Here is a 21,626-nt window from a genome sequence, read left to right on the forward strand (position 1 = left end):
ATGAAGTATTTTATTTATTTCTTGATGCTTTTTGCAGTTGGCATGATGGTATTATCGGCAAGTTTAATCGATTTTAAGGAAGTATTTGGAGCAGAAAGTCAGTTTGGAAGTATTGGGTTTATGGCTTCATTTATTGTGCTAATTGTACTTGTTATTTTATTGGCTTCTAAGAAAGTTAAGGAAAAGTACGACCAAATCCATGCTGAATAAAAATCGCATTAAATTGAGTATTGCAAAGCATAAAAAAAGCCTAAGTAAATTCACTTAGGCTTTTTTTAAATATATAACTGTGTAAATTAATCGACAAGTACAATTACTTTATTTTGATTAAGCTCGACAACACCGCCATCGATAGGAAAGATTTTCTTTCCACCTTCATCTTTAAATAAGTCTTTTACATGGTCTGAAAGTTCAACATTACCCGCTAGTTTAATTCCACCTTTTTTCAAAACAGAAACAACAGGAGCGTGATTATTAAGCATCTGAAATTCTCCATTAACGCCTGGGACGCTAACTTCATTAACTTCGCCACTAAATAAAACTTGTTCTGGACTTACTATTTCTAAATGCATAGTTCGATTATAAAATTAGTTTTCAGCAAGCATTTTTTCACCAGCTTCAATCGCTTCTTCTATACTACCTTTTAAGTTAAAAGCTGCTTCAGGTAGGTGGTCTAATTCACCATCCATAATCATATTAAAGCCTTTAATGGTTTCTTTAATATCTACTAAAACACCTTTTAAACCTGTAAATTGTTCAGCTACATGAAAAGGCTGCGACAAGAAACGTTGTACACGTCTAGCTCTAGACACGGCAAGTTTATCTTCTTCAGACAACTCTTCCATTCCTAAAATAGCGATAATATCTTGTAATTCTTTATAACGTTGCAATAACTCTTTTACGCGTTGTGCACAATTGTAATGATCTTCTCCTAAGATTTCAGCTGTAAGAATACGCGAAGTAGAATCCAATGGGTCAACCGCTGGATAAATACCTAATTCGGCAATTTTTCTTGAAAGTACGGTAGTTGCATCTAAGTGAGAGAAAGTGGTTGCAGGTGCCGGGTCTGTTAAATCATCTGCTGGTACATAAACAGCTTGTACCGATGTAATCGATCCTTTTTTGGTTGAAGTAATTCTTTCTTGCATGGCACCCATTTCGGTAGCTAATGTAGGCTGATAACCAACGGCAGATGGCATACGACCTAGCAATGCAGAAACTTCTGAACCTGCTTGGGTAAAACGGAAAATATTATCGACAAAGAAAAGTACATCTTTTCCTTCTGCTTCTCCAGCTCCATCACGGAAGTATTCGGCAATTGTTAAACCAGAAAGGGCAACTCTTGCACGTGCACCAGGTGGCTCATTCATTTGTCCAAACACGAAAGTAGCTTTCGATTCTTTCATCATGTTCTTATCAACTTTCTTCAAGTCCCAGCCGCCTTCTTCCATAGAATGCATGAAGTCGTCTCCGTATTTTATAATACCAGATTCTAGCATTTCTCGGAGTAAGTCGTTTCCTTCTCTTGTACGTTCACCAACGCCAGCAAACACAGATAAACCACCGTGTCCCTTAGCAATGTTGTTAATTAATTCTTGTATTAATACGGTTTTACCAACTCCGGCACCACCGAACAATCCAATTTTACCTCCTTTTGCGTAAGGTTCAATTAAATCGATAACTTTAATTCCGGTAAATAAAACCTCAGTAGAAACCGATAAGTCTTCAAAATTTGGGGCTTCTCTGTGAATAGACATTCCGCTTTCGCCAGTTTTAGGCAAATCTCCTAATCCATCGATGGCATTTCCAGTTACATTAAATAAACGACCATAAATATCCTTGCCAATTGGCATTTGAATGGGGTTACCAGTAGCTACAACTTCTACACCACGACTCAAGCCATCTGCAGAATCCATAGCAATAGTTTTTACTGTGTTTTCTCCAACGTGAGATTGAACTTCTAAAACTACTTTTACACCGTCTGGACGAATTACTTCTAACGAATCGTAGATTTGTGGTAAGTCTTTTACATTGTCAAATTCAACATCGATTACAGGACCGATAATTTGAGCGATTTTACCTTTTATTTGAGACATTATCAATTAATTTTATTGAAAATTTTAATCAGAATTTCGAGTTGCAAATATATATCTTTTAAAAAAACTATAAACTCACTTTTTCGTTTTTATTTTATTAGGAATTTTCTCACAAAAAATGTGTTATTCCACAGTAACCGACTTAGCTAAATTTCTTGGTTGATCTACGTTTTTACCTAACATTACAGCAATGTGATAAGACAATAACTGTAAAGGAATGGTAGTTAACAAAGGTGTTAGTGCTTCAAAAGTGTCGGGAATAGTAATGGTATGGTCTGCAATTTGGCTTACTTGCTCGTCTCCTTCGGTTACAATAGCAATAATTTTTCCTTTTCTAGACTTAATTTCTTGTACATTACTTACCACTTTTTCATAATGTCCTTTTTTAGTTGCAATAACTACAACTGGCATTTCTTCGTCGATTAAGGCGATGGGGCCGTGTTTCATTTCTGCCGCAGGGTAACCTTCTGCATGAATGTAAGAAATTTCTTTTAATTTTAGCGCGCCTTCTAAGGCAACAGGAAAGTTATAACCTCTTCCCAAATACAAACAATTGCGTGAGTTTTTATAATGGTTTGCCACTTCTAAAATATGCTCATTCGATTGAAGCGCTTTTTCTATTTTAGAAGGAATAAGATCCATTTCTCGCAAATACATATGGAAATCTGAATTATTTATACTTCCTTTTTCTTTGCCTAATTTAAGCGCAATAAGTGTAAGGATAGTAATTTGAGTTGTAAATGCTTTAGTAGATGCTACCCCAATTTCTGGGCCAGCGTGTGTATAAGCACCGGCATCGGTTACTCTAGAAATAGAAGAACCCACTACATTACAAACACCAAAAACAAAAGCTCCGTTTTCTTTGGCAAGTTTAATGGCTGCCATTGTATCGGCAGTTTCTCCACTCTGCGAAATAGCAATTAACACATCGCCCTTACCAATAACCGGATTTCGGTATCTAAATTCGGATGCATATTCAACTTCTACTGGAATTCTAGCCAAATCTTCAAATATATATTCGGCTACTAATCCTGCATGCCACGAAGTTCCGCAGGCAACAATTATAATTCGGTTGGCATTTAAAAAACGATTTAAATGATCGTCTATACCAGACATTTTAATAATTCCTTCGTTAACCAGCATTCTACCACGATAGGTATCTTCGATGGCTGAAGGTTGTTCATAAATTTCTTTCAACATAAAGTGCTCGTAACCACCTTTTTCAATTTGGTCAAGATTCATTTGTAGTTTTTGCACATATGCGTCTACCAAGTTATCGTTTTTAATTTCACGAACACGTACGTCTCTCCCTAATCGAACAACGGCCATTTCTCCATCTTCTAGATAAATAGCATTTTTAGTAAATTCGATAAATGGCGAAGCATCCGATGCAATAAAGTATTCGTCTTCTCCCACACCAATAGCTAATGGGCTTCCTAAACGCGCAACCACCAATTCGTTGGGTTTCTTTTTATCAAAAACCGTAATAGCATAGGCACCTATAGCTTGGTTTAATGCAACTTGCACAGCTTTTCCTAGCTTTACTCCTTCATTTTTTTGCACATCTTCTATTAAGTTAATTAAAACTTCGGTATCGGTGTCTGATGAAAAGCTGTAGCCTCGGTTGATCAATTCCTTTTTAAGCGATTCGTAGTTTTCAATAATTCCATTGTGAATAATTACTAAATCGCCCGAATTAGAAACATGTGGATGAGAGTTAATATCGTTGGGTTCGCCATGCGTTGCCCATCGAGTATGGCCGATGCCTATATGTGCTTCGGTATTAATTTCAGATTTGCATTTAAGGTCAAGTTCGGCAACTTTTCCTTTGGTTTTGCATAATTTGATTTCATCATTATTGAATAAAGCAATGCCAGCACTATCGTAACCACGATATTCTAGGCGCTGCAAACCATTTACAATAATAGGATAAGCGTCTCGCCTCCCTATATATCCAACAATTCCACACATAATATATTAGTTTTAGTTAATTTCGGTAAGCTGTATTTTTAGTTTGATTCGTTTTTCTTCGTCTTCTTCAGATGTGTTACTTCCGTGTAAAACAGTACCTTTTGTAAATTGGGCTGTTTGCCTAAAAATAGACTCTATTTGGTTATCGGTTGTTTGTGCTTCAACACTTCCTGTAGCATTTACATTATCCGTAACCATAAGGCCTAGTTTGGCATTGGTTGAATCTTGTGTAATAACTTGGTTTATGTAATCTGTAATTCGTAGTCGGTAGCGTAAGCCCAAACTATCTACATTCATCAATGGACCTAAATGGCTTACTCTAGATGAAGCAGGTAAAGTTCCTGCAGTTCGGTCTCGAATGTAATCGATTAAAACTTCGTTATTATCTATATTAAAAACTATAATTCGGTTAACTCGATTAATCGAATCGGTTGCTTCTTCGTTTAAGTATAAATCGATTTGGGCATCGTTTACCAATACATTTCGGTCTCTTAAGTCTTGTAACTCGTCTGAAACTCCATCGGCATCAGAATCAGGTCCTGTAAACAATTCCATTACACTATAATATCCGGCTCCTCCTTTTAAATAAAGATTTTCGTCGCCTTCTTCAAGGTTTGGATTACTAGCGTCTACTGTAAAGCTATCGTCAAAAAGGTTTACATTAATGCCTTCAAAATTTAAGTTAAAACGATTCCAATTGGTTTCAAATTCTGGCTCTTCTTCTTCATTAGTTACAAAACCTTGGCGTTGGGTTTGGTAATGTAGGGTAACACCTGCATCGTCATTATTTAAATCGAAATGCATGGACGCTCCATCTTGACCAATTCGTTCTACTTCTATATAAAGGCCTCTAAAAAAGTTAACAAAGTTGGCGTTACTAGCCAATTCTGGACTTCCAATTTTATCTAAAATTACTTCATTAAATAAATCTACTGGCAGGTTTAAGCGAATACGAGGCGATAAAGAAAGCGTGTCGACAGATTCTGTTCCACTGCGTTGCACTAAAGATAATGGCGTGGTATAATCGGCTAAATCGATGGGCTCACTTTCTGCAATGGGTGTAGATTCTATATTGGGTAAAAACTCAGGCAATTGATCTGAGTAATAGCTTTGCATTTCGGTAAAATCTCCATCTGGGCCGGGATTTAAGTTTCTTAAAAACTGGTTTGAGCGGTAAACTTTTAGCACAAATTCTCCACTCCCGTAAACTGAATCGAGTTCATAAACATTTTCTTCTACCAGTCTACTAAAAAAGGGTAAAGTTAAAGTTACGCTATCCAGCTGCGGATCGGTTCCAAAATCGTTATTGGTTTGGCTTAATTGTAATTGAGCAAGCACACTAGATTTAAAATCGCCATACACTGGGTCTGTAAAATCTGCCAAACTATGCATGGTAAAATTACTAGTTTCAACTTGGTTTATGCGTTTGGAATAAGCAATAATATTGTCGGTTTCATAAAGTGGCGGCAACTCAATGGTATTGATTAAATTATTGCCAGTTTCCATGAAATCTTCATCGCAGGACCATAAGCTTGCAGATATAACAATTAGGAGTACAAATTTAATAAAAGGATTTCGCTGCATAGGGTTAAGCTTCTTCTTCATTTAAAACTTTAGTTAGGTAAAAGTTTTGATAGGCGTTTGAAAATTCTTCTTTAGAAACGTAAGCTAATGTAGGTAAATTTAAATCTTCAGCACACTTTACAAGCTCTTCTGAAAGTTCTTCTTCGCCCAGTATAACCGCATCAGAATTTCGGATAGCAGTTTTCATTAAAGCTTCGAAAGTAGGATTTTTTAACTCATCTACTGCTTCATCTTCAATTCCATCAAACAGAACTTTTTTAATCATGTCTTGGTCTAACGTTCCATCGAATCTTTGATTGTATATTGAAGTAACTATTTTTGCTTCTTTAAATAAAGGTTCATTTCCGTAATAATTTTTCAAGTACAACGGCACTAAAGCAGATAACCAGCCATTTACGTGGATAATATCTGGGCTCCAGTTTAATTTTTTAACTGTTTCAATAACGCCTTTAGCAAAAAATATTGCACGCTCATCGTTATCTTCAAACAAAACTCCATCTTCGTCGCTGTAAGTCGCCTTTCGTTTAAAATAATCTTCATTATCAATAAAGTACACCTGCATACGTTCTTTAGGAATGGAAGCCACTTTTATAATTAGCGGCATATCTAAATCGTTAATAACCAAATTCATTCCCGATAAACGGATTACTTCATGTAATTGATGCCTTCTTTCGTTAATATTTCCAAATCTAGGCATAAAAATACGCGTTTGTCCGCCTAATGAGTTTACCATCTTTGGAGCTTCAAAAGACATGGTGGACATTTCATTTTCAGGCAAATAAGGAATTACCTCAGAAGATACGTAAAGTATGCGCTTATCATTCATAAGAAATATGATTAGATTAACATTAATAATAAAAACGTGCAAATTTACGAAATTTTATGCGGATTAAAGGTAAAATATTAGTTTTGCAACCAATTTCTAAAAAACATAGGTGTTAATCAATCAAAGCCATAGGCTACAAACTGAGCTTGAAAAAGCAAAACAAAAGCAGTACAAAATTGGCTTGGTACCCACTATGGGTGCATTGCACTCTGGGCATTTAGCATTAATAGGCGAAGCTTTGCAAGTATGCGACCTTGCTGTGGTAAGCATTTTTGTAAATCCGACTCAATTTAATAATTTTTCCGATTTAGAAAAATATCCAAGGCATTTAGAGCATGATGTTTTAAAAATACAAGCAGCATATCCAGATACACTTGTGTTTGCTCCAGATGTTAACGACATATACGGAGCGCATGTTGAAGCTGAAAATTTTGATTTTGGCAGCATTACAAAATTTATGGAAGGCGAATTTAGAACTGGGCATTTTAATGGTGTAGGCACCATTGTTAAACGTTTATTTAACATCGTAAAACCCGACTATGCTTTTTTTGGCGAAAAGGATTTTCAGCAACTACGCGTAATTCAGAAACTTGTTGAAATTACGCAACAACCTGTGCAAATTGTAGGCTGTAAAACTCAACGGGAAGCCAGTGGTTTAGCAAAAAGTTCGAGAAACGAACGCCTAAGCGCGACCCAAAAAGAAGAAGCAAAAATAATTTATGAAGCGCTACAAATGGTAAGCACTAATTTTAAAAAAAACAGCATTGCCGACCTAAAAAAACAAGTTGAGTTGCTTTTTAAAGCACAGCCTAATTTTGAATTAGAATATTTTGAAATTGCCGACGTTAAAGATTTAGTACCATGTATTAGCAAAAAGCCAAATACGAAATACCGAGCCTTTATCGCCGCTTTTGTAAACCAAGTTCGCTTAATTGATAACCTAGCACTTAATTATTAAATTATAATGTACGTACACGTAGTTAAATCGAAAATACATCGGGTAAAAGTTACCGGTGCCGACTTAAATTATATTGGAAGCATTACCATTGACGAAGATTTAATGGATGCAGCTAATATTATTGAAGGTGAAAAAGTTCAGGTGGTAAACAACACCAACGGAGAACGGCTAGAAACTTATGCCATACCTGGGCCAAGAAAAAGCGGAGAAATTACCTTAAACGGAGCAGCAGCACGAAAAGTTGCCGCTGGCGATGTGCTTATTTTAATGACTTATGCCATGTTAGAGCTAGAAGAAGCTAAGCAATTTAAGCCTGCTTTGGTATTTCCCAACGAAGAAAACAACCTACTTACATAAGATGCCTAAACTAAAGCTGAAAAAGATAGCCAAAATAAGTTTGCCCATTATTTTAGGCGCTTTTTTTGTTGGCTTTTCTATTTTTTCTTCTACCGAAGAAGAACGCTATCAAATCTGGCACACCATTACCAACGCCAACCCTTTTTGGGTTAGTGTTTCTGTAGTTTTAGGAATTTTATCGCATTGGGCTAGAGCTTTACGTTGGAAGTATGCTTTGCAACCCTTAGGCTGTAAACCCAAAACCCTAAATAGTTTTTTTGCCATTATGTTTGGTTATTTAAGCAATTTGGGCGTACCGCGCTCTGGCGAAATATTACGCGGAGCAAGCTTAGCTTCTTACGAAAACATTAACTTCGAAAAATCTTTTGGCACGATTGTAAGCGAACGTATTGTAGATTTAATCGTGCTTATCTTAATCATCGGAATTGCCCTTATTAATCAATCGCAAGAGTTATTGGCTTTGTTTGAAATCTTTCAAATTAATCCCTTATTAAGCCTATTCATTATGTTGAGTCTCGTGTTTTTATTTTTTATTTTTCTGAAAATCTTAAGCTCATCTCAACATGCTTTCATTTTAAAAATTAGAAGTTTTTTTGAAGGGCTTTGGCAAGGCATGCAAAGCATTATACATATGAAAAATAAATTCGCTTTTGGCTTATACACCTTAGCTATTTGGGGTTTATACATCGCTATCTTTTTTGTAATTAAGTATAGCGTTCCCGAAATGCAAGACTTGGGTTTTGGGCCACTTTTAGTTGCTTTTATAGTTGGTACGTTTTCTATGTCTTTAACCAGCGGTGGCGTAGGTATTTTTCCTATAGCTGTAGGAGCTGTTTTGTATATGTACGGTATTTCTAAAGTATCTGGCGAAGCATTTGGATGGATTTTATGGTCTAGCCAAACCGCACTAACACTTATCTTAGGAATCATTTCTGCAATCTTACTTCCAATTTACAACAAGAACCAAATTTTTAAGTAAATTAGTTGCCTAAATTACTCAAAACTATCATCAATGAAAAAAATATACTTCCTGCTTATTGGCTTTATCTTTATAAGCAATCCACTTAAAGCCCAACACATTTATCAAGATATTGAATCTGAATTTTTAGAGCAAAATAGGAAAATTAAACTACAACTTCCACGTTCTTACAAAACCAATCCAGATAAGGAATACCCTATTATTTTAGTATTAGATGCCGATTATTTATTCGAACCCATCGGTGGAATGGTAGATTACTTGAGCTATTGGGAAGAAGTTCCTGAAGCTATTGTAGTAGGAATAATACAAAATGAAAGTCGTAAAGATGATTTTTTAATCGACGACCAAGACTATTTACCTTCAGGTCCGGGTGAAGCTTTTTTCGATTTTATTGAATTAGAACTGATTACCTATATCGAAAACAACTACCGCACTACTCCGCTTCGCGTAATTGCTGGACATGGAGAAAGCGCTAATTTTAGCAATTTTTTTCTGTTTAGAAAAGATCCGCTTTTTCGTGCTTACATCAATTTTAGTCCGTTTTTTACAAAAAAAATGAAAAAAAGAGTGGTAAGCGGACTATCCAAAACTAATTCGAGAACATGGTACTATTATGCTTTTAGCGAGAACGAACCCCAAGAGCAATTAAGAGCCATGAAAGACCTAGCCATTGAAGCTGAATTAATTGAAAATTCTAATTTAAACTTCTATACCCATAAATATAAAGATGCCACACATTTTACATCAGTAAGTCAGGGTATTGGCAGCGCTTTAGAAGAAATTTTTGCTGTTTTTAAACCCATTACTCCCCAAGAATACGACCAAAACTTATACCATGCAGAATCGCCCGTTGTATATTTGGAAGACAAGTATTACGATATCGCCACTTTTTTTAATTTAAAAATAGCTATGCGGGTAAACGATCTTATGTTTGCATCGCGAGCAATCGAAGAAAAGAAAAATTGGGAGGAGTACAAAGAATTGTCCAAATTGGCAAAGAAGCATCAACCCAAAACGCTGCTCAGTAGTTATTTTTTAGCTCGGCATTATCAAGAAATTGGAGAACCTAAAAAAGCGCTTAAGTATTATCAAGAAGCTTATGGTTACCAAGCTGTTGGACAGCTAACACAAGATTTAATGCTAATTCGCGCAGAAGAAATTAAAGAAGTTTTTGGATACTAAATTATGGCTAAAAACAAAGTAGCTTTCTTTTGCCAAAGTTGTGGTGCGCAATACGCCAAATGGCAAGGGCAATGCAATGCATGTAAAGAATGGAATACCTTAGTAGAAGAAGTAATTACCAAAGAAGAAAAATCTTCTTGGAAAACAACTAGCGTACCCAAAAAAGTTACCCAACCCCAAAAAATAAACGATATTGAAGTTGCCCGCGAGCAACGTTTAGTTACCCAAGACCAAGAGCTTAATCGTGTTTTAGGTGGCGGAATTGTACCGGGCTCCTTAATTTTATTAGGTGGCGAACCTGGAATTGGCAAAAGCACTTTGTTGCTTCAGGTAAGTTTGCAATTGCCCTATAAAACCTTGTATGTATCTGGCGAAGAAAGCCAACAACAAATAAAAATGCGCGGCGAACGCATTACTAGTCAAAGCGAAAATTGCTACATCCTTTCCGAAACCAAAACTCAACATATTTTTAAGCAAGTTGAAGCCATTGAACCTGATATTTTAATTATCGATTCCATTCAAACTTTGCATACCGATTATGTAGAAAGTTCACCTGGAAGCGTATCACAAATTCGCGAATGCACATCTGAGCTCATTAAATTTGCTAAAGAAACCAACACGCCTGTTTTATTAATCGGCCACATCACCAAAGAAGGCAGCATAGCTGGACCCAAGGTGTTGGAACACATGGTAGATTGTGTGTTGCAGTTTGAAGGCGACCGTAACCATGTATATCGAATTTTACGTGCACACAAAAACCGTTTTGGCTCTACCCACGAATTAGGAATTTACGAAATGTATCACCAAGGTTTACGCCAAGTTAGCAATCCGTCCGAATTATTGGTTTCTCGTGGCAACGAAGACCTCAGCGGCACCGCTATTGCCGCTACTTTAGAAGGCATGCGCCCACTCATGGTCGAAATACAAGCTTTGGTTAGCTCTGCTGTATACGGCACACCACAACGCTCTACAACAGGCTACAATGCCAAACGACTCAATATGCTATTGGCGGTTTTAGAAAAACGAGCAGGCTTTCGCTTAGGCGCGAAAGATGTGTTTTTAAATATTACTGGCGGAATTAGCATAGACGACCCCGCTTTAGATTTAGCCGTAGTTGCTGCCATTTTATCTTCTAACGAAGATGTTTCTATTTCAAGGAAAAGTTGCTTTGCAGGCGAAATTGGCCTTGCCGGCGAAATTAGGCCTGTAAGTCGTGTGGAACAACGCATTTTAGAAGCTGAAAAACTCGGTTTTGAAAGCATTGTTATTGCAAAAGAAAGCAAATTACCAAAAAGCAACTACCAAATACAATTGGTGCGTGTTGCTAAAATTGAAGATGTAGTGGATTTTTTGTTTTAGATTATTATAAATACACACCCACCTTAATCCTCCCTCTAGGGAGGAAATTGTAGGATAGTTGGTCATAACTGATGAAAACTACCGCTATTTTCTGAAAAAATACGAATATTACATTAGCTCGTTTGTTGAGACATTTTGTTATTGCCTGATAACCAATTATTTTCATTTGTTAATTCGAATAAAAGATGAACAACAAATTGAAGAAGGGATGCAATTTAAAATGAAGAAACAAAAATCTAAAAGCCTTCAATAAAAAATACAACCGAAAAGGAAGCTTGTTCATGCGGGTAAATGTGTTTGCCGTGTACGAACTTTGTACTGCTTTTATTCCGAAAATGCTAGCCAACGGATTTGGACGCGTGGTGAATTTGGTTTCGGGTATACAAGACCAACCCGAACTTTCGCCTTATAGTACTTCTAAAGCGGCATTGGCTAAATTAACAGAAGATTTGGCTGTAAAATTCGATGATACGAATGTGCGCATTAACGCACTCGACCCAGGTTGGTTGCAAACTGATTTGGGTGGAGAATATGCTGAGCATCCCGTAGAAGGGGTAATGCCCGGCGCACTACAACCCGCACTCGTGGAAAACGATGGCCCTAACAGGAAAACTTTTTTTGCTTTGGATGAATAGTAAAATTTAGTTTTTTAATTAAAAAACGAGCATAAAAAAAGCCGTTTCAACATTGAAACGGCTTTTTTGGTGGAGAATATCGGATTCGAACCGATGACCCCTACGCTGCCAGCGTAGTGCTCTAGCCAACTGAGCTAATTCCCCATTACAATTGAAGTTAAGAACTTTTATATTCATTCCTGCTTTTGTGCTCTAGTTCCGTCAAGCTGCCCCTTGACGAGAATTCTCGGAAAAACAAAAAGAATTTGAAAAAAATTCTTTGGTTTTTACGAAACCAACTTAGCTAATTATCTCTTTTAATAAAAGTTAAGAACTTTCTAATTATTTCTTTAAGCAAAACAAATATAAGTGTATTTTAAAAATGAAGAAAGTAAAAGCTTCAAGAAATTTGATTAGGTTGAAACTATTCGATGAAAGATGAATCAAATTTAAATTACATTCCAATTTTACAGTCTACATAATGGTTGTATTTATAAATCCGCAATTTTCACATTTTCATATTGCTTCATCAACACATTAATCCATAAGGACATTTTTAAATTAGCAAATTATCAAATTTTCACAGTACATTTCTAAATTAACCAATTAATGGACAATCAATTTTTTAACCACAGAAGTTTCATCAGTAAGGAGTTTTATTAAATAAATTCCGCGAGAAAAATCTTCAACAAAAACTTGAGTTAAGTTTTCTTTTGGATGCAACTCTTTTTTTAAGCTTCCGTTGATGGTAAATATCTGGATTTTATTTATGGCTAGTTGGGTTTCAACAAAAAAACTACTGCCTTTACGAACTGGGTTTGGGTACATTTCAATAGGTATAGCTTCAAAAATCGAATTAGAAAGCGTGGTGGCTTGTAATAGAAATTCATCTACCGTCCAACGGGTTGCTTCTTCACCGAAAGTAGTATCGTATTTAAATGCAATGTAGGCAGTACCCGAAATAGCGCTGATATCTATTTCGTCAAAGAAAAATTCTACTTCATTATTACTTCCATCGGGATGCGTAGGAGCAGTAAAATTAGGAATGCTTGTCCAAGTAAAATTAGAAGGACTATTGCCTCCATCGTAATCGGTAGAATAAACCACGCGAAGCGGTGTGTTTCCAAAAGTAGCTTCGGCGTAAAAACTGAGTTGCAAACTAGCATAGGCATTAAAATCGATGGGATTGCTGGTAATTAACCAATCTAAACTCGGTACTTGACCACCGCTAAAAGCATTCATTTGGTAGGCACCTGTATTGTTAAAGCCATTGTTGTCTATGCAGTTCCAATCTAAATCGCTAACTTCACTAACTGTGAAAAACGAATCTACGTTATCGCAATCATCAAAGTTTTCGAAAAGCACAAGTTCAGGACCGGTTAGGGTTTCAACTTCTATACTATTGCTGGGCTGAGAAATATTACCCGTGGCATCGACAGCAATTATTTGAAAGCTGTAAATGGTTTCTGAAGTTAAACCAGTAACCGTATAGGTTAATGTCGATTCGCTTAAATTGGCTATGCTTTGGCCATCTTGCAAAACTTCATACCGATCTAAAACTTCATTATCGGTTGAAGCATCCCAAGAAAGTTGGACACTGTTGTTGGTAATGTTCGATGCGCTTAAGTTGGCGGGCGCAGTTGGTGCCGTGGTATCAGGTTGTGGATCCCAAATTTGCTGTACATACGCAGGATTATCAATTAAAGGGTTTCGGTTACCTTGAAATAAATATCCGTTGTTATTTCGGTCGATTTCACGTTGCGAAACGGGGTCTTGCAAGTGCCAGCTAATTAGTAAATCTATATACCATTGTACATAAAATTGCAGCTCGTCGTTAGCAGTTAAAACTTCGTTAGCATCCCAACTCGAATTAAATTCTTGTTCATACCGAATAGCGAAATATAAAACTGAACGGGCAATATCGCCTTTAAACTCGTCTATGGGTTCAAAAACAACTCCACTGTATCCCGGAAAGGTATTGTTACCGCGTTTAGACCCGTTGGTAGATGTATAATCGGGATTATTGCCTACTTCACCAAATGGAAAACTACCACGAGCGCCATTTACAGATCCATCGGATGGAACTACATGAAAATAATCGTTTTTCATTGGCGATGCACTGTTAAAAGTAGATTGTGGTACTAAATGTTCGCGGTTGTAACAAATGCCTTCGCCATTGTAATTGCCACATTGGTTTTGAAAGTGATTGTAATTATAAGCATCGGTGGTATTTGGTTTTTCTGAATACATATCTAAAACCGTACCATCGTTTTCGTAGTAATCGTCTGTATCTCCACTATTGGGATTGGCATAAGCATCGTATAAAGCGTCGTAACCTTGGTCTTGATGAAATGGAAATCCATTAGCATCGTCTATATCGTCTATAATTTGATTTAAGGCAGTTTTCAATTCAAATCCAGTAAGTCCATTAGCTGCATCATAATAAGCTTGCGGTGCTTGTGCATAAGCGGTAAGCAAAATGAAAAAACTTAGAAAAAAAGAGTAATAATATTTCATGAAAATAAAAATTTAATAGGTTTTAGCTGTGTTTGCGTTGGCTAAAGCCTTTGCAAAAGTAAGGATTATATTAAGTTTAAAAGCTGAAATATGAAGCTGAAATTGAAGAATGGAAATTTTGCAATCTAAAAATTTCAACTTAATTAAGTTTTTTGCACCTTTGAAAATCTTTTAAATCCCTTAACAAAAGAAAACTATGGAAGAATTTTGGCTGTATTTTAAATTGGGGCTTACCCATGTATTAGATTGGAATGCTTACGACCATGTTTTGTATTTAACCGCTTTGGTAGCATCTTACACCTTTTCTTCATGGAAGCGAGTTTTTTGGTTGGCAAGTATTTTTACCATTGGCCATATGCTTTCTTTAGCTTTAGCAGCTTATAATGTAGTAAGCGTAGATACGGGTATCGTTGAGTTTTTAATTCCCGTTTCTATATTTGTTGCTGCTTTATATAATATTTTTACAGCGGGTAAACCGAATGCTTCTAAGGTAAATTTACTGTATTTTATTACCTTGTTTTTTGGTTTAATACACGGCTTTGGGTTTTCGACCTATTTTAAAATGATTTCTGAAAGCGCAGACCATATAAGTTTATTATTGGTAGAATTTGCATTGGGTATTGAAGTAGCTCAATTACTTGTTGTTGCGGTTGTGTTAATACTGGCTTCTATTTTTCAAAACATCTTTAACTTCGCTAAACGCGACTGGATATTAGTAATTTCAGCTTTAATTATAGGTTTAACACTACCTATTTTAAAAGAAAACTGGCTTTGGTAACCTACAATGAAAACTAAAAATAAACAATTAAAATTCGATAAGGCTTATTTGCGCATGGCAAACGAGTGGGGAAAACTCTCGCATTGCGAGCGTAAACAAGTAGGCGCAATTATTGTAAAAGACCGCATGATTATCTCTGATGGTTACAATGGTACACCCAGCGGATTTGAAAACAATTGCGAAGATGAAGAAGGAATTACCAAATGGTATGTTCTTCATGCAGAAGCTAATGCCATTTTAAAAGTAGCGGCTTCTACACAATCTTGTAAAGGTGCTACTTTGTACATTACGCTTTCACCTTGCAAGGACTGCAGCAAACTAATACATCAGGCAGGAATTACAAGAGTTGTTTTTCAAAAAAAATACAAGGACGATAGCGGGTTGGTTTTTTTAGAAAAAGCAGGGGTAGACCTAAGTCATATTTCAGCAATACATCATGAGTAAAAAGCATTATCATAAAAAATATTTGCCGCTTATTGTAGGTACTTCTATTGCTATTGGTTTGGTAATTAATGTTATGGTTAATGGTAATCCTTCACGCTTTACAAGCAATAACACCAATCAATTAAAAATAAATCAACTGCTTAATTATATTGAAAACGATTATGTAGATGAAGTGAATACCGATAGTATTGTTTCTACTATGGTAGACCAAATGCTGGACAATTTAGACCCGCATTCTACCTACATTCCTAAGGAAGAATACCTACGCGTAAAAGAAAACTTGCAGGGCGAAATTGTAGGTATTGGTATAAGTTTTTTTAAAATTGAAGACAGTATTGCTGTTATTCAAAGTTTACCCGACGGACCAGCAAAAAAAGTAGGTGTTTTACCCGGAGACCGAATTTTATATGCTAATAACATTCAACTACACGACCAGAATCTTAGTAACGATTCCATTACCAAAATTTTAAAAGGAGAAATGAATTCGGTTGTACATATTGCAGTAAAACGAAAAGGCTACGATAGTTTAATCGAATTTTCAATAGCTCGTAACCGAATTCCCATAAAAAGTGTAAATGCGGGTATCGCTTTAAATGAAGAATTAGGCTACATTAAAATTAATCGCTTTGCTGAAACTACTTACCAAGAGTTTATTGAAAAACTGAATGCGCTAAAACAACAAGGTGTACGTAAACTTATCTTAGATTTGAGAGATAATGGCGGTGGATTTTTAAAGGAAGCCATAGCTATTGCAGATGAGTTTTTACCCAACGAAACTCCTATTTTATTCACCAAAAATCGTTCAGGTAAAACCAAAGAAAATTTTGCTAGCCGCAAATCGAGTTTTTTAAATGGCGATGTGTATGTGTTAATTAACGAAAATTCTGCTTCTGCAAGCGAGATTGTTGCAGGTGCACTTCAAGATAATGATCGAGGTTATATTGTAGGCCGTCGCTCCTACGGAAAAGGTTTAGTACAACGAGAAATGAAATTAGCCGATGGTAGCGCAGTACGCTTAACGGTTTCTAGGTATTATACGCCAACCGGCCGCAGTATACAACGCCCATATAAAAATGGAAATAAAGCTTATTTTAACGATTATCATAATCGTTTTGAAAATGGCGAATTAATTGAAAAAGATAGTATTAGCGTTAACGATAGCCTACAATATACCACCCCAGGAGGGAGAATTGTTTATGGTGGCGGTGGAATTGTACCCGATATTTTTGTGCCTAAAAACTTAGCTGATTTAGACGAAGATTTAGACTATATGCTAAAAGGTGGTGTAATTGATCGATTTGTTTTCGATGAATTGGATAAAAACAGAAGCTATTACAATCAATTATCGGAAGAAGATTTTAAAGATTTTGAAATTCCGAATGAAATGCTTCTTAATTATACGGAATACTTAAATGAATTAGCTTTTAACTATAATTTTGAAACCCACCAAACTAAGCTGAAGCGTTTTTTAAAAGCGAGTATTGCTAAACAGCTTTTTAGTGAAGAAGAAGCTTACAGAATCTTAACGCAATCGGATGCAATGATTGATGCCGTGCAAAAGCATATAGAAAAATAGTTTATTGGTGTTTTATGTTTTTTTACTAAAAAAAGCTAAGTTAACTCCCCGCAAAAGGATTTCCAAAAAGACCCACAGCCAGCTCTGCCCAAACAATAATTAACAAAAACAATACGAATCCAACAAAAAGAAATTTCGTTTTTTTAGTTTTTGCTTTATTGATAATTAACCATATAAGAGACCCTGAAATAAGGAGTAAAAAAGCGGCCACAATAAAGTCGAAAAGCGACCAGTTTACTTCGTTTGATAGTTGCATTCCAATTAATGGAATAAATAGAAGTAGGATTACACCTATTAGCAATTTTAAAAAAGATTTGATTTTCATAGCGTTTAGTTCAATACATAACACCATGAGTTTAACAAAAGATAAATTTGTTACACATTATATAATAAAATAAATCTTAAATGTACTTCAGGCCTTTACAACAGGCTTATAACAAGCAAGCTCAGCATAAACATCACTGCCTACCGAAGGAAAGTTGCCCTAAACAATTTTAATTTGAAAACTGTCAGTTCGAGTGATTCCCTGAACTTCCAAAAAGTTCAGGGAATCTTATCGAGAACAAAAAATCCGAACTCAAATTAAGAATTCGGACTTTGCAGTTTTGTTGGCCTACTAGGGCTTACTTCGGCAAGCTCAGCATAAACTTCTCGCCCTACAAATTCTTCAATAAAAAAATCCGAACTCAAATTAAGAATTCGGACTTTGCAGTTTTGTTGGCCTACTAGGGCTCGAACCTAGACTCTTCTGGACCAAAACCAGACGTGTTGCCAGTTACACCATAGGCCAATTTGCTATTGCGGGTGCAAATTTATAACATACTTTCTTCACTACAAAACAATACTCATTAATTTTTATCAAGTTTTTTGCTTTTACGCATATAAAGAAAAGTTTAAAAGCTTATTGACTAAATATGAGCTCCTTAAACTAACTTTAAAAGAAACTTTTGCTTTTTTATAGAATCAGATTTGCTTTTATCGCACAAAAAAAATCGGGCTTCAATTACAATATAATCCTTATTTTCGCTTTCTTAAATAAAAGAGAATGCCAAATTTGAATTTTAAGCAATTAAACCTTCTATTAGGTTGGTTAGTATTTTTTATAGCCTTAATCACCTATTGGTTAACTGTTGAGCCAACTGCTAGTTTTTGGGATGCTGGCGAATACATCGCAACATCGTCAAAATTACAAGTAGGACATCCGCCTGGAGCGCCCTTGTATCAATTATTTGGAGCATTCTTTTCTATTTTTGCTTCAGGCACAGACCAGATCGCTTTAATGGTAAATTTAATGTCGGTTTTTTCGAGCGCCTTTGCCATTATGTTTTTGTTTTGGTCAATTACCTTATTGCTTCGTAAAATTATTCCTAACTTTAATACTGCTTCAAAACCTACACAAATTGCTGTTTTATCTAGTAGTTTGGTGGGTGCCCTAGCCTTTACCTTTACCGATAGTTTTTGGTTTTCGGCAGTAGAAGCAGAAGTATATGCTATGGCAGCTTGTATTATGGCAGCTATGTTTTATTTAGGCTTGTTATGGGAACGCGATATGCATAAGCCGCGTGGTCATCGTTGGGTAATTTTAATTGCCTTTTTAGTAGGTTTATCTTTCGGTGTTCACTTTATGGGTTTGCTTACAATTCCAGCTATCGGATTTTTATATTACTTTAAAAACACACAGAAAATAACTGTTAAAAACTTCATTATCTCCAATTTAGTAGTGGTTGGCGTACTGATGTTTATCTTTAAATTATTGCTTCCTTACACCATGACCTTTTTTGCAGAAGCAGAAGTCTTTTTTGTAAATAGTCTCGGACTTCCTTTCAACTCAGGTACTATTTTTGCTGGAATTGTAATTTTAGCATTATTTGTTTTCTTATTGAAGTTTACCAGAACTAAAAAATACTACCAACTCAATACTCTTGTTCTGTGTATACTTTTTATTTTAATTGGCTTTTCTAGTTGGATTATGTTACCGATTCGTGCCAATGCAGGTACAGTTATTAATGAAAATAATCCGAATAACGCTAGAGAATTATTAGCCTATTATAACCGTGAGCAATATCCTGAAACTAAATTGTTTTACGGTCCACAATTTACTGCTCGCTTTGCAGCTTTAGATGAAGCTGAACCTTATATTGACGATAAGCCTAAATGGGAAAAAGATGAAGAAGCTGGAGCTTACAAAATAGTAAATAAATTTGAAGGAGTTAAACAAAATTTTAGTGGCAAGCACAAAACTTTCTTACCTAGAATGTGGTCGTGGGATCACACCGAGAATTACCTTTCGTATACGGGGCCTTTACAAGTAAACATAAAACCCGAGTACCGTGGAGAACAAGAATTAGTTGCCATGGTAAACGATTTAAAGCTGCGCTTTGAAAATGGCGAAGTAGAAACATCGGAGTATGTTCAATACTTATCCGAATTAGAACCCTATATTGATGTAGAAAAACCAGATTATATAGATAATATCACCTTTATGCTGGATTTTCAGATGGGTTACATGTATTGGCGATATTTTATGTGGAATTTTGTTGGAAAACAAGACGACATACAGGGTAAAAAAAATGATTTAAACGGAAATTGGATTAGTGGAATTCCATTTATAGATGAAATGCGACTTGGTAACCAAAGTCAACTTACTACAGATGCGCTAACCAATCCAGCAAGAAACACTTACTACTTCTTACCTTTAATTTTAGGATTAATTGGCATCTTTTTTCATTTGGCAAAAGACCAAAAAAGCTTTTGGGTATTAACCGTACTTTTTCTATTTACAAGCATAGCACTTAAAATTTACCTCAACGAACGCCCTTTCGAACCAAGAGAACGCGATTACGCAGTTGTAGGTTCATTTTATGTTTTCGCAATATGGATTGGAATTGGTGTTTATGGCTTATTCGATGCAATAAAAAAATACCTTTCTCCTAAGGTTGCTGCTCCGGTTGTGTTGGTTGCCTGTTTAATTGGTGTCCCCTTCTTAATGGCTAGTCAAAATTGGGACGATCATGATCGTTCTAACCGATACACTGCTTTGGCTATGGCCAAAAAATATTTAGATTCGGTAGATGAAAACGCCATCTTATTTACCATTGGCGATAACGACACCTTTGCCTTATGGTATGCCCAAGAAATTGAAGGTTACCGAACAGATGTGCGTACCATTAACACAAGCCTTTTTGCTACAGATTGGTACATTGACCAAATGCGAAGAAAATCCTACGAAAGTGAACCTATAAAAACTTTATTAAAGCACGAAGATTATCGCTACGGCACCAATGATGCTGTTTTGTACAACAAAGATGATCGCTTGGCAGATACTTTAGACATAATGCAGTTTATGAAGTATATAAAAAGTGACAACCGAACTACTCGAGCAGAATTGCAAAATGGAGAAGTAATTAACACCTTTCCTACACGGCATGTTCGTGTTCCAGTAAATAAAGAAAATGTACTTAAAAATGGCATTGTAAAACAAGAAGACGCAGACTTAATTGAAGACGAATTGTACCTAGAAATAAATACCAATCAATTATCTAAACATCGTTTATTAATGCTAGATTTATTAGCTAACAATAATTGGGAGAGACCTATCGCTTTTACAGGTGGAAGTTTTGGAGACGACGATTATTTATGGTTAAAAGATTACTTGCAAATGGATGGTGTAGTATACCAACTAGTACCCATTAAAACTCCTATAAACCCAAGAATACCTTTTGATATGGGTCGTGTAGACGTAGATAAAAACTACGAGATTATGACCAATTGGTACTGGGGAAATAGTGGCAGTGAAGGTATTTATCACGATCCAGAAACACGTAAAAATTCAATTACCTACAGAAGTAACATTGCTCGTGTAGTTGAGAAATTACTGCAACAAAAAGACGAAAAGAGAGCTAAAGTCTTAATGGATTTAGCGATGGAAAAAATGCCGATCGATAAGTTTGGCTTCTACACCTTAACCGAACCTTTTGTTTCTGGATATTTTAAAATTGGTGAAAACGAAAAAGCGCGCAAATACTGGAATCAGGTAACCACAAAACACAAGGAAAAACTAACTTATTTTTCAAGTTTAGAAATCCAGAGACAGTATTATTATATTGAAGATATTATTACTGAAATTGAGCGTTACCGAGCTTTTGTAGACCTTGTTATTTTGTTTGAAGACAAAGAAATTGCTGAAGAAAAGGCCTTAGAGTTTAATGAATATATCCAAATGTTTTCGCATTTTTATGAAGGCAAAGAACAAGATGTAAACCAAGATCTTTTAGATGAAATTGAAGCAGATGAACCCGATAAAAACGAAGTAGATTCTATTGAAAGCAATACGGATCTAGATGAATTATTGCAACCCTAAATTAATGCGATTGTAGAGAGTTACA

The 21,626-nt window shown here is 35.8% G+C and carries 18 protein-coding genes and 2 tRNA genes; 11 read left to right on the forward strand and 9 right to left on the reverse strand.

The window, feature by feature from the left end; translation table 11 throughout:
- The gene (locus IEV63_RS00475) at positions 1-210 is read left to right on the forward strand and encodes a hypothetical protein (protein ID WP_188404793.1); all 210 of its coding nucleotides are present in this window, start codon (positions 1-3) and stop codon (positions 208-210) included.
- An 86-nt stretch (positions 211-296) separates the two neighbouring features.
- Here the strand turns inward: IEV63_RS00475 and IEV63_RS00480 are convergent, their stop codons facing one another.
- From IEV63_RS00480 to IEV63_RS00500, 5 genes are all read right to left on the reverse strand, one after another.
- Positions 297-572, reverse strand: a complete 276-nt coding sequence (locus IEV63_RS00480; protein ID WP_188404794.1) for a F0F1 ATP synthase subunit delta/epsilon — start codon at positions 570-572, stop codon at positions 297-299.
- A 15-nt stretch (positions 573-587) separates the two neighbouring features.
- Positions 588-2,096 (reverse strand): F0F1 ATP synthase subunit beta, encoded by a 1,509-nt coding sequence (gene atpD, locus IEV63_RS00485; protein WP_188404795.1) that lies wholly within the window; start codon positions 2,094-2,096, stop codon positions 588-590.
- A 123-nt stretch (positions 2,097-2,219) separates the two neighbouring features.
- Positions 2,220-4,067 carry a glutamine--fructose-6-phosphate transaminase (isomerizing) gene (glmS, locus tag IEV63_RS00490; RefSeq protein ID WP_188404796.1) on the reverse strand — a complete coding sequence of 616 codons (1,848 nt, stop codon included), beginning with the start codon at positions 4,065-4,067 and terminating at the stop codon, positions 2,220-2,222.
- 12 nt (positions 4,068-4,079) lie between these two features.
- Entirely contained in the window at positions 4,080-5,672 is a 1,593-nt protein-coding gene (gene bamH, locus IEV63_RS00495; protein ID WP_188404797.1) for a BamH family beta-barrel-assembly machinery protein, read from the reverse strand.
- Positions 5,656-6,477 (reverse strand): glycogen/starch synthase, encoded by an 822-nt coding sequence (locus IEV63_RS00500; RefSeq protein ID WP_188404798.1) that lies wholly within the window; start codon positions 6,475-6,477, stop codon positions 5,656-5,658. Before IEV63_RS00500 ends, bamH begins: the two co-directional genes overlap by 17 nt.
- 109 nt (positions 6,478-6,586) lie before the next feature.
- On the opposite strand from IEV63_RS00500, the gene panC reads away from it, so the two are divergent.
- The 6 genes from panC (at position 6,587) to IEV63_RS00530 (ending at position 11,947) form a co-directional block, all read left to right on the forward strand.
- Positions 6,587-7,435, forward strand: a complete 849-nt coding sequence (gene panC, locus IEV63_RS00505; RefSeq protein ID WP_188404799.1) for a pantoate--beta-alanine ligase — start codon at positions 6,587-6,589, stop codon at positions 7,433-7,435.
- Between the two features lie 6 nt (positions 7,436-7,441).
- A complete protein-coding gene (gene panD / locus IEV63_RS00510) occupies positions 7,442-7,792 on the forward strand; it encodes an aspartate 1-decarboxylase (RefSeq protein ID WP_188404800.1) in 351 nt (116 codons plus the stop codon).
- 1 nt (position 7,793) lies between these two features.
- Positions 7,794-8,771, forward strand: coding sequence for a lysylphosphatidylglycerol synthase transmembrane domain-containing protein (locus IEV63_RS00515; RefSeq protein WP_188404801.1), 978 nt, complete (start codon positions 7,794-7,796; stop codon positions 8,769-8,771).
- A gap of 33 nt (positions 8,772-8,804) precedes the next feature.
- Entirely contained in the window at positions 8,805-9,953 is a 1,149-nt protein-coding gene (locus IEV63_RS00520) for an alpha/beta hydrolase (RefSeq protein ID WP_188404802.1), read from the forward strand.
- 3 nt (positions 9,954-9,956) lie between these two features.
- A complete protein-coding gene (gene radA / locus IEV63_RS00525; RefSeq protein WP_188404803.1) occupies positions 9,957-11,312 on the forward strand; it encodes a DNA repair protein RadA in 1,356 nt (451 codons plus the stop codon).
- A gap of 281 nt (positions 11,313-11,593) precedes the next feature.
- A complete protein-coding gene (locus IEV63_RS00530) occupies positions 11,594-11,947 on the forward strand; it encodes an SDR family NAD(P)-dependent oxidoreductase (protein WP_188404804.1) in 354 nt (117 codons plus the stop codon).
- A 67-nt stretch (positions 11,948-12,014) separates the two neighbouring features.
- On the opposite strand, the gene IEV63_RS00535 is transcribed toward IEV63_RS00530, so the two are convergent.
- Both IEV63_RS00535 and IEV63_RS00540 read right to left on the reverse strand, forming a co-directional pair.
- Positions 12,015-12,091, reverse strand: a tRNA-Ala gene (locus IEV63_RS00535).
- A gap of 441 nt (positions 12,092-12,532) precedes the next feature.
- Positions 12,533-14,443 carry an endonuclease gene (locus IEV63_RS00540; protein WP_188404805.1) on the reverse strand — a complete coding sequence of 637 codons (1,911 nt, stop codon included), beginning with the start codon at positions 14,441-14,443 and terminating at the stop codon, positions 12,533-12,535.
- Between the two features lie 196 nt (positions 14,444-14,639).
- Here IEV63_RS00540 and IEV63_RS00545 point away from each other — a divergent pair, with 196 nt between their 5' ends.
- Genes IEV63_RS00545 through IEV63_RS00555 form a run of 3 tightly spaced genes read left to right on the forward strand, consistent with a single transcriptional unit; the run spans position 14,640 to position 17,241 of the window.
- Positions 14,640-15,221: a HupE/UreJ family protein gene (locus IEV63_RS00545; protein ID WP_188404806.1), complete on the forward strand. Its 582-nt coding sequence runs from the start codon at positions 14,640-14,642 to the stop codon at positions 15,219-15,221.
- A 6-nt stretch (positions 15,222-15,227) separates the two neighbouring features.
- Entirely contained in the window at positions 15,228-15,665 is a 438-nt protein-coding gene (locus IEV63_RS00550) for a deoxycytidylate deaminase (RefSeq protein WP_188404807.1), read from the forward strand.
- Positions 15,658-17,241: a S41 family peptidase gene (locus IEV63_RS00555; protein WP_188404808.1), complete on the forward strand. Its 1,584-nt coding sequence runs from the start codon at positions 15,658-15,660 to the stop codon at positions 17,239-17,241. Before IEV63_RS00550 ends, IEV63_RS00555 begins: the two co-directional genes overlap by 8 nt.
- A 40-nt stretch (positions 17,242-17,281) precedes the next feature.
- Here the strand turns inward: IEV63_RS00555 and IEV63_RS00560 are convergent, their stop codons facing one another.
- Together IEV63_RS00560 and IEV63_RS00565 are read right to left on the reverse strand one after the other, a co-directional pair.
- Positions 17,282-17,566, reverse strand: coding sequence for a hypothetical protein (locus IEV63_RS00560; protein ID WP_188404809.1), 285 nt, complete (start codon positions 17,564-17,566; stop codon positions 17,282-17,284).
- Between the two features lie 392 nt (positions 17,567-17,958).
- Positions 17,959-18,031, reverse strand: a tRNA-Gln gene (locus tag IEV63_RS00565).
- Positions 18,032-18,286: 255 nt separating this feature from the next.
- Between IEV63_RS00565 and IEV63_RS00570 the strand changes: the two genes are divergently transcribed.
- Positions 18,287-21,601 (forward strand): DUF2723 domain-containing protein, encoded by a 3,315-nt coding sequence (locus IEV63_RS00570; protein ID WP_188404810.1) that lies wholly within the window; start codon positions 18,287-18,289, stop codon positions 21,599-21,601.
- The last annotated feature ends 25 nt before the right edge of the window (positions 21,602-21,626 follow it).

It is taken from the genome of Psychroflexus salis, assembly GCF_014640175.1.
In the GTDB taxonomy this organism is placed as follows: Bacteria; Bacteroidota; Bacteroidia; order Flavobacteriales; family Flavobacteriaceae; genus Psychroflexus; species Psychroflexus salis.

Coding starts and splice junctions, on each gene's coding strand:
- IEV63_RS00550 (WP_188404807.1), top strand. CDS start 15,228: ATGAAAACTAAAAATAAACAATTAAAATTCGATAAGGCTTATTTGCGC.
- IEV63_RS00555 (WP_188404808.1), top strand. CDS start 15,658: ATGAGTAAAAAGCATTATCATAAAAAATATTTGCCGCTTATTGTAGGT.
- IEV63_RS00545 (WP_188404806.1), top strand. CDS start 14,640: ATGGAAGAATTTTGGCTGTATTTTAAATTGGGGCTTACCCATGTATTA.
- glmS (WP_188404796.1), bottom strand. CDS start 4,067: ATGTGTGGAATTGTTGGATATATAGGGAGGCGAGACGCTTATCCTATT.
- panD (WP_188404800.1), top strand. CDS start 7,442: ATGTACGTACACGTAGTTAAATCGAAAATACATCGGGTAAAAGTTACC.
- IEV63_RS00475 (WP_188404793.1), top strand. CDS start 1: ATGAAGTATTTTATTTATTTCTTGATGCTTTTTGCAGTTGGCATGATG.
- radA (WP_188404803.1), top strand. CDS start 9,957: ATGGCTAAAAACAAAGTAGCTTTCTTTTGCCAAAGTTGTGGTGCGCAA.
- IEV63_RS00560 (WP_188404809.1), bottom strand. CDS start 17,566: ATGAAAATCAAATCTTTTTTAAAATTGCTAATAGGTGTAATCCTACTT.
- IEV63_RS00520 (WP_188404802.1), top strand. CDS start 8,805: ATGAAAAAAATATACTTCCTGCTTATTGGCTTTATCTTTATAAGCAAT.
- IEV63_RS00530 (WP_188404804.1), top strand. CDS start 11,594: ATGCGGGTAAATGTGTTTGCCGTGTACGAACTTTGTACTGCTTTTATT.
- atpD (WP_188404795.1), bottom strand. CDS start 2,096: ATGTCTCAAATAAAAGGTAAAATCGCTCAAATTATCGGTCCTGTAATC.
- IEV63_RS00515 (WP_188404801.1), top strand. CDS start 7,794: ATGCCTAAACTAAAGCTGAAAAAGATAGCCAAAATAAGTTTGCCCATT.
- bamH (WP_188404797.1), bottom strand. CDS start 5,672: ATGAAGAAGAAGCTTAACCCTATGCAGCGAAATCCTTTTATTAAATTT.
- IEV63_RS00480 (WP_188404794.1), bottom strand. CDS start 572: ATGCATTTAGAAATAGTAAGTCCAGAACAAGTTTTATTTAGTGGCGAA.
- IEV63_RS00570 (WP_188404810.1), top strand. CDS start 18,287: ATGCCAAATTTGAATTTTAAGCAATTAAACCTTCTATTAGGTTGGTTA.
- IEV63_RS00500 (WP_188404798.1), bottom strand. CDS start 6,477: ATGAATGATAAGCGCATACTTTACGTATCTTCTGAGGTAATTCCTTAT.
- IEV63_RS00540 (WP_188404805.1), bottom strand. CDS start 14,443: ATGAAATATTATTACTCTTTTTTTCTAAGTTTTTTCATTTTGCTTACC.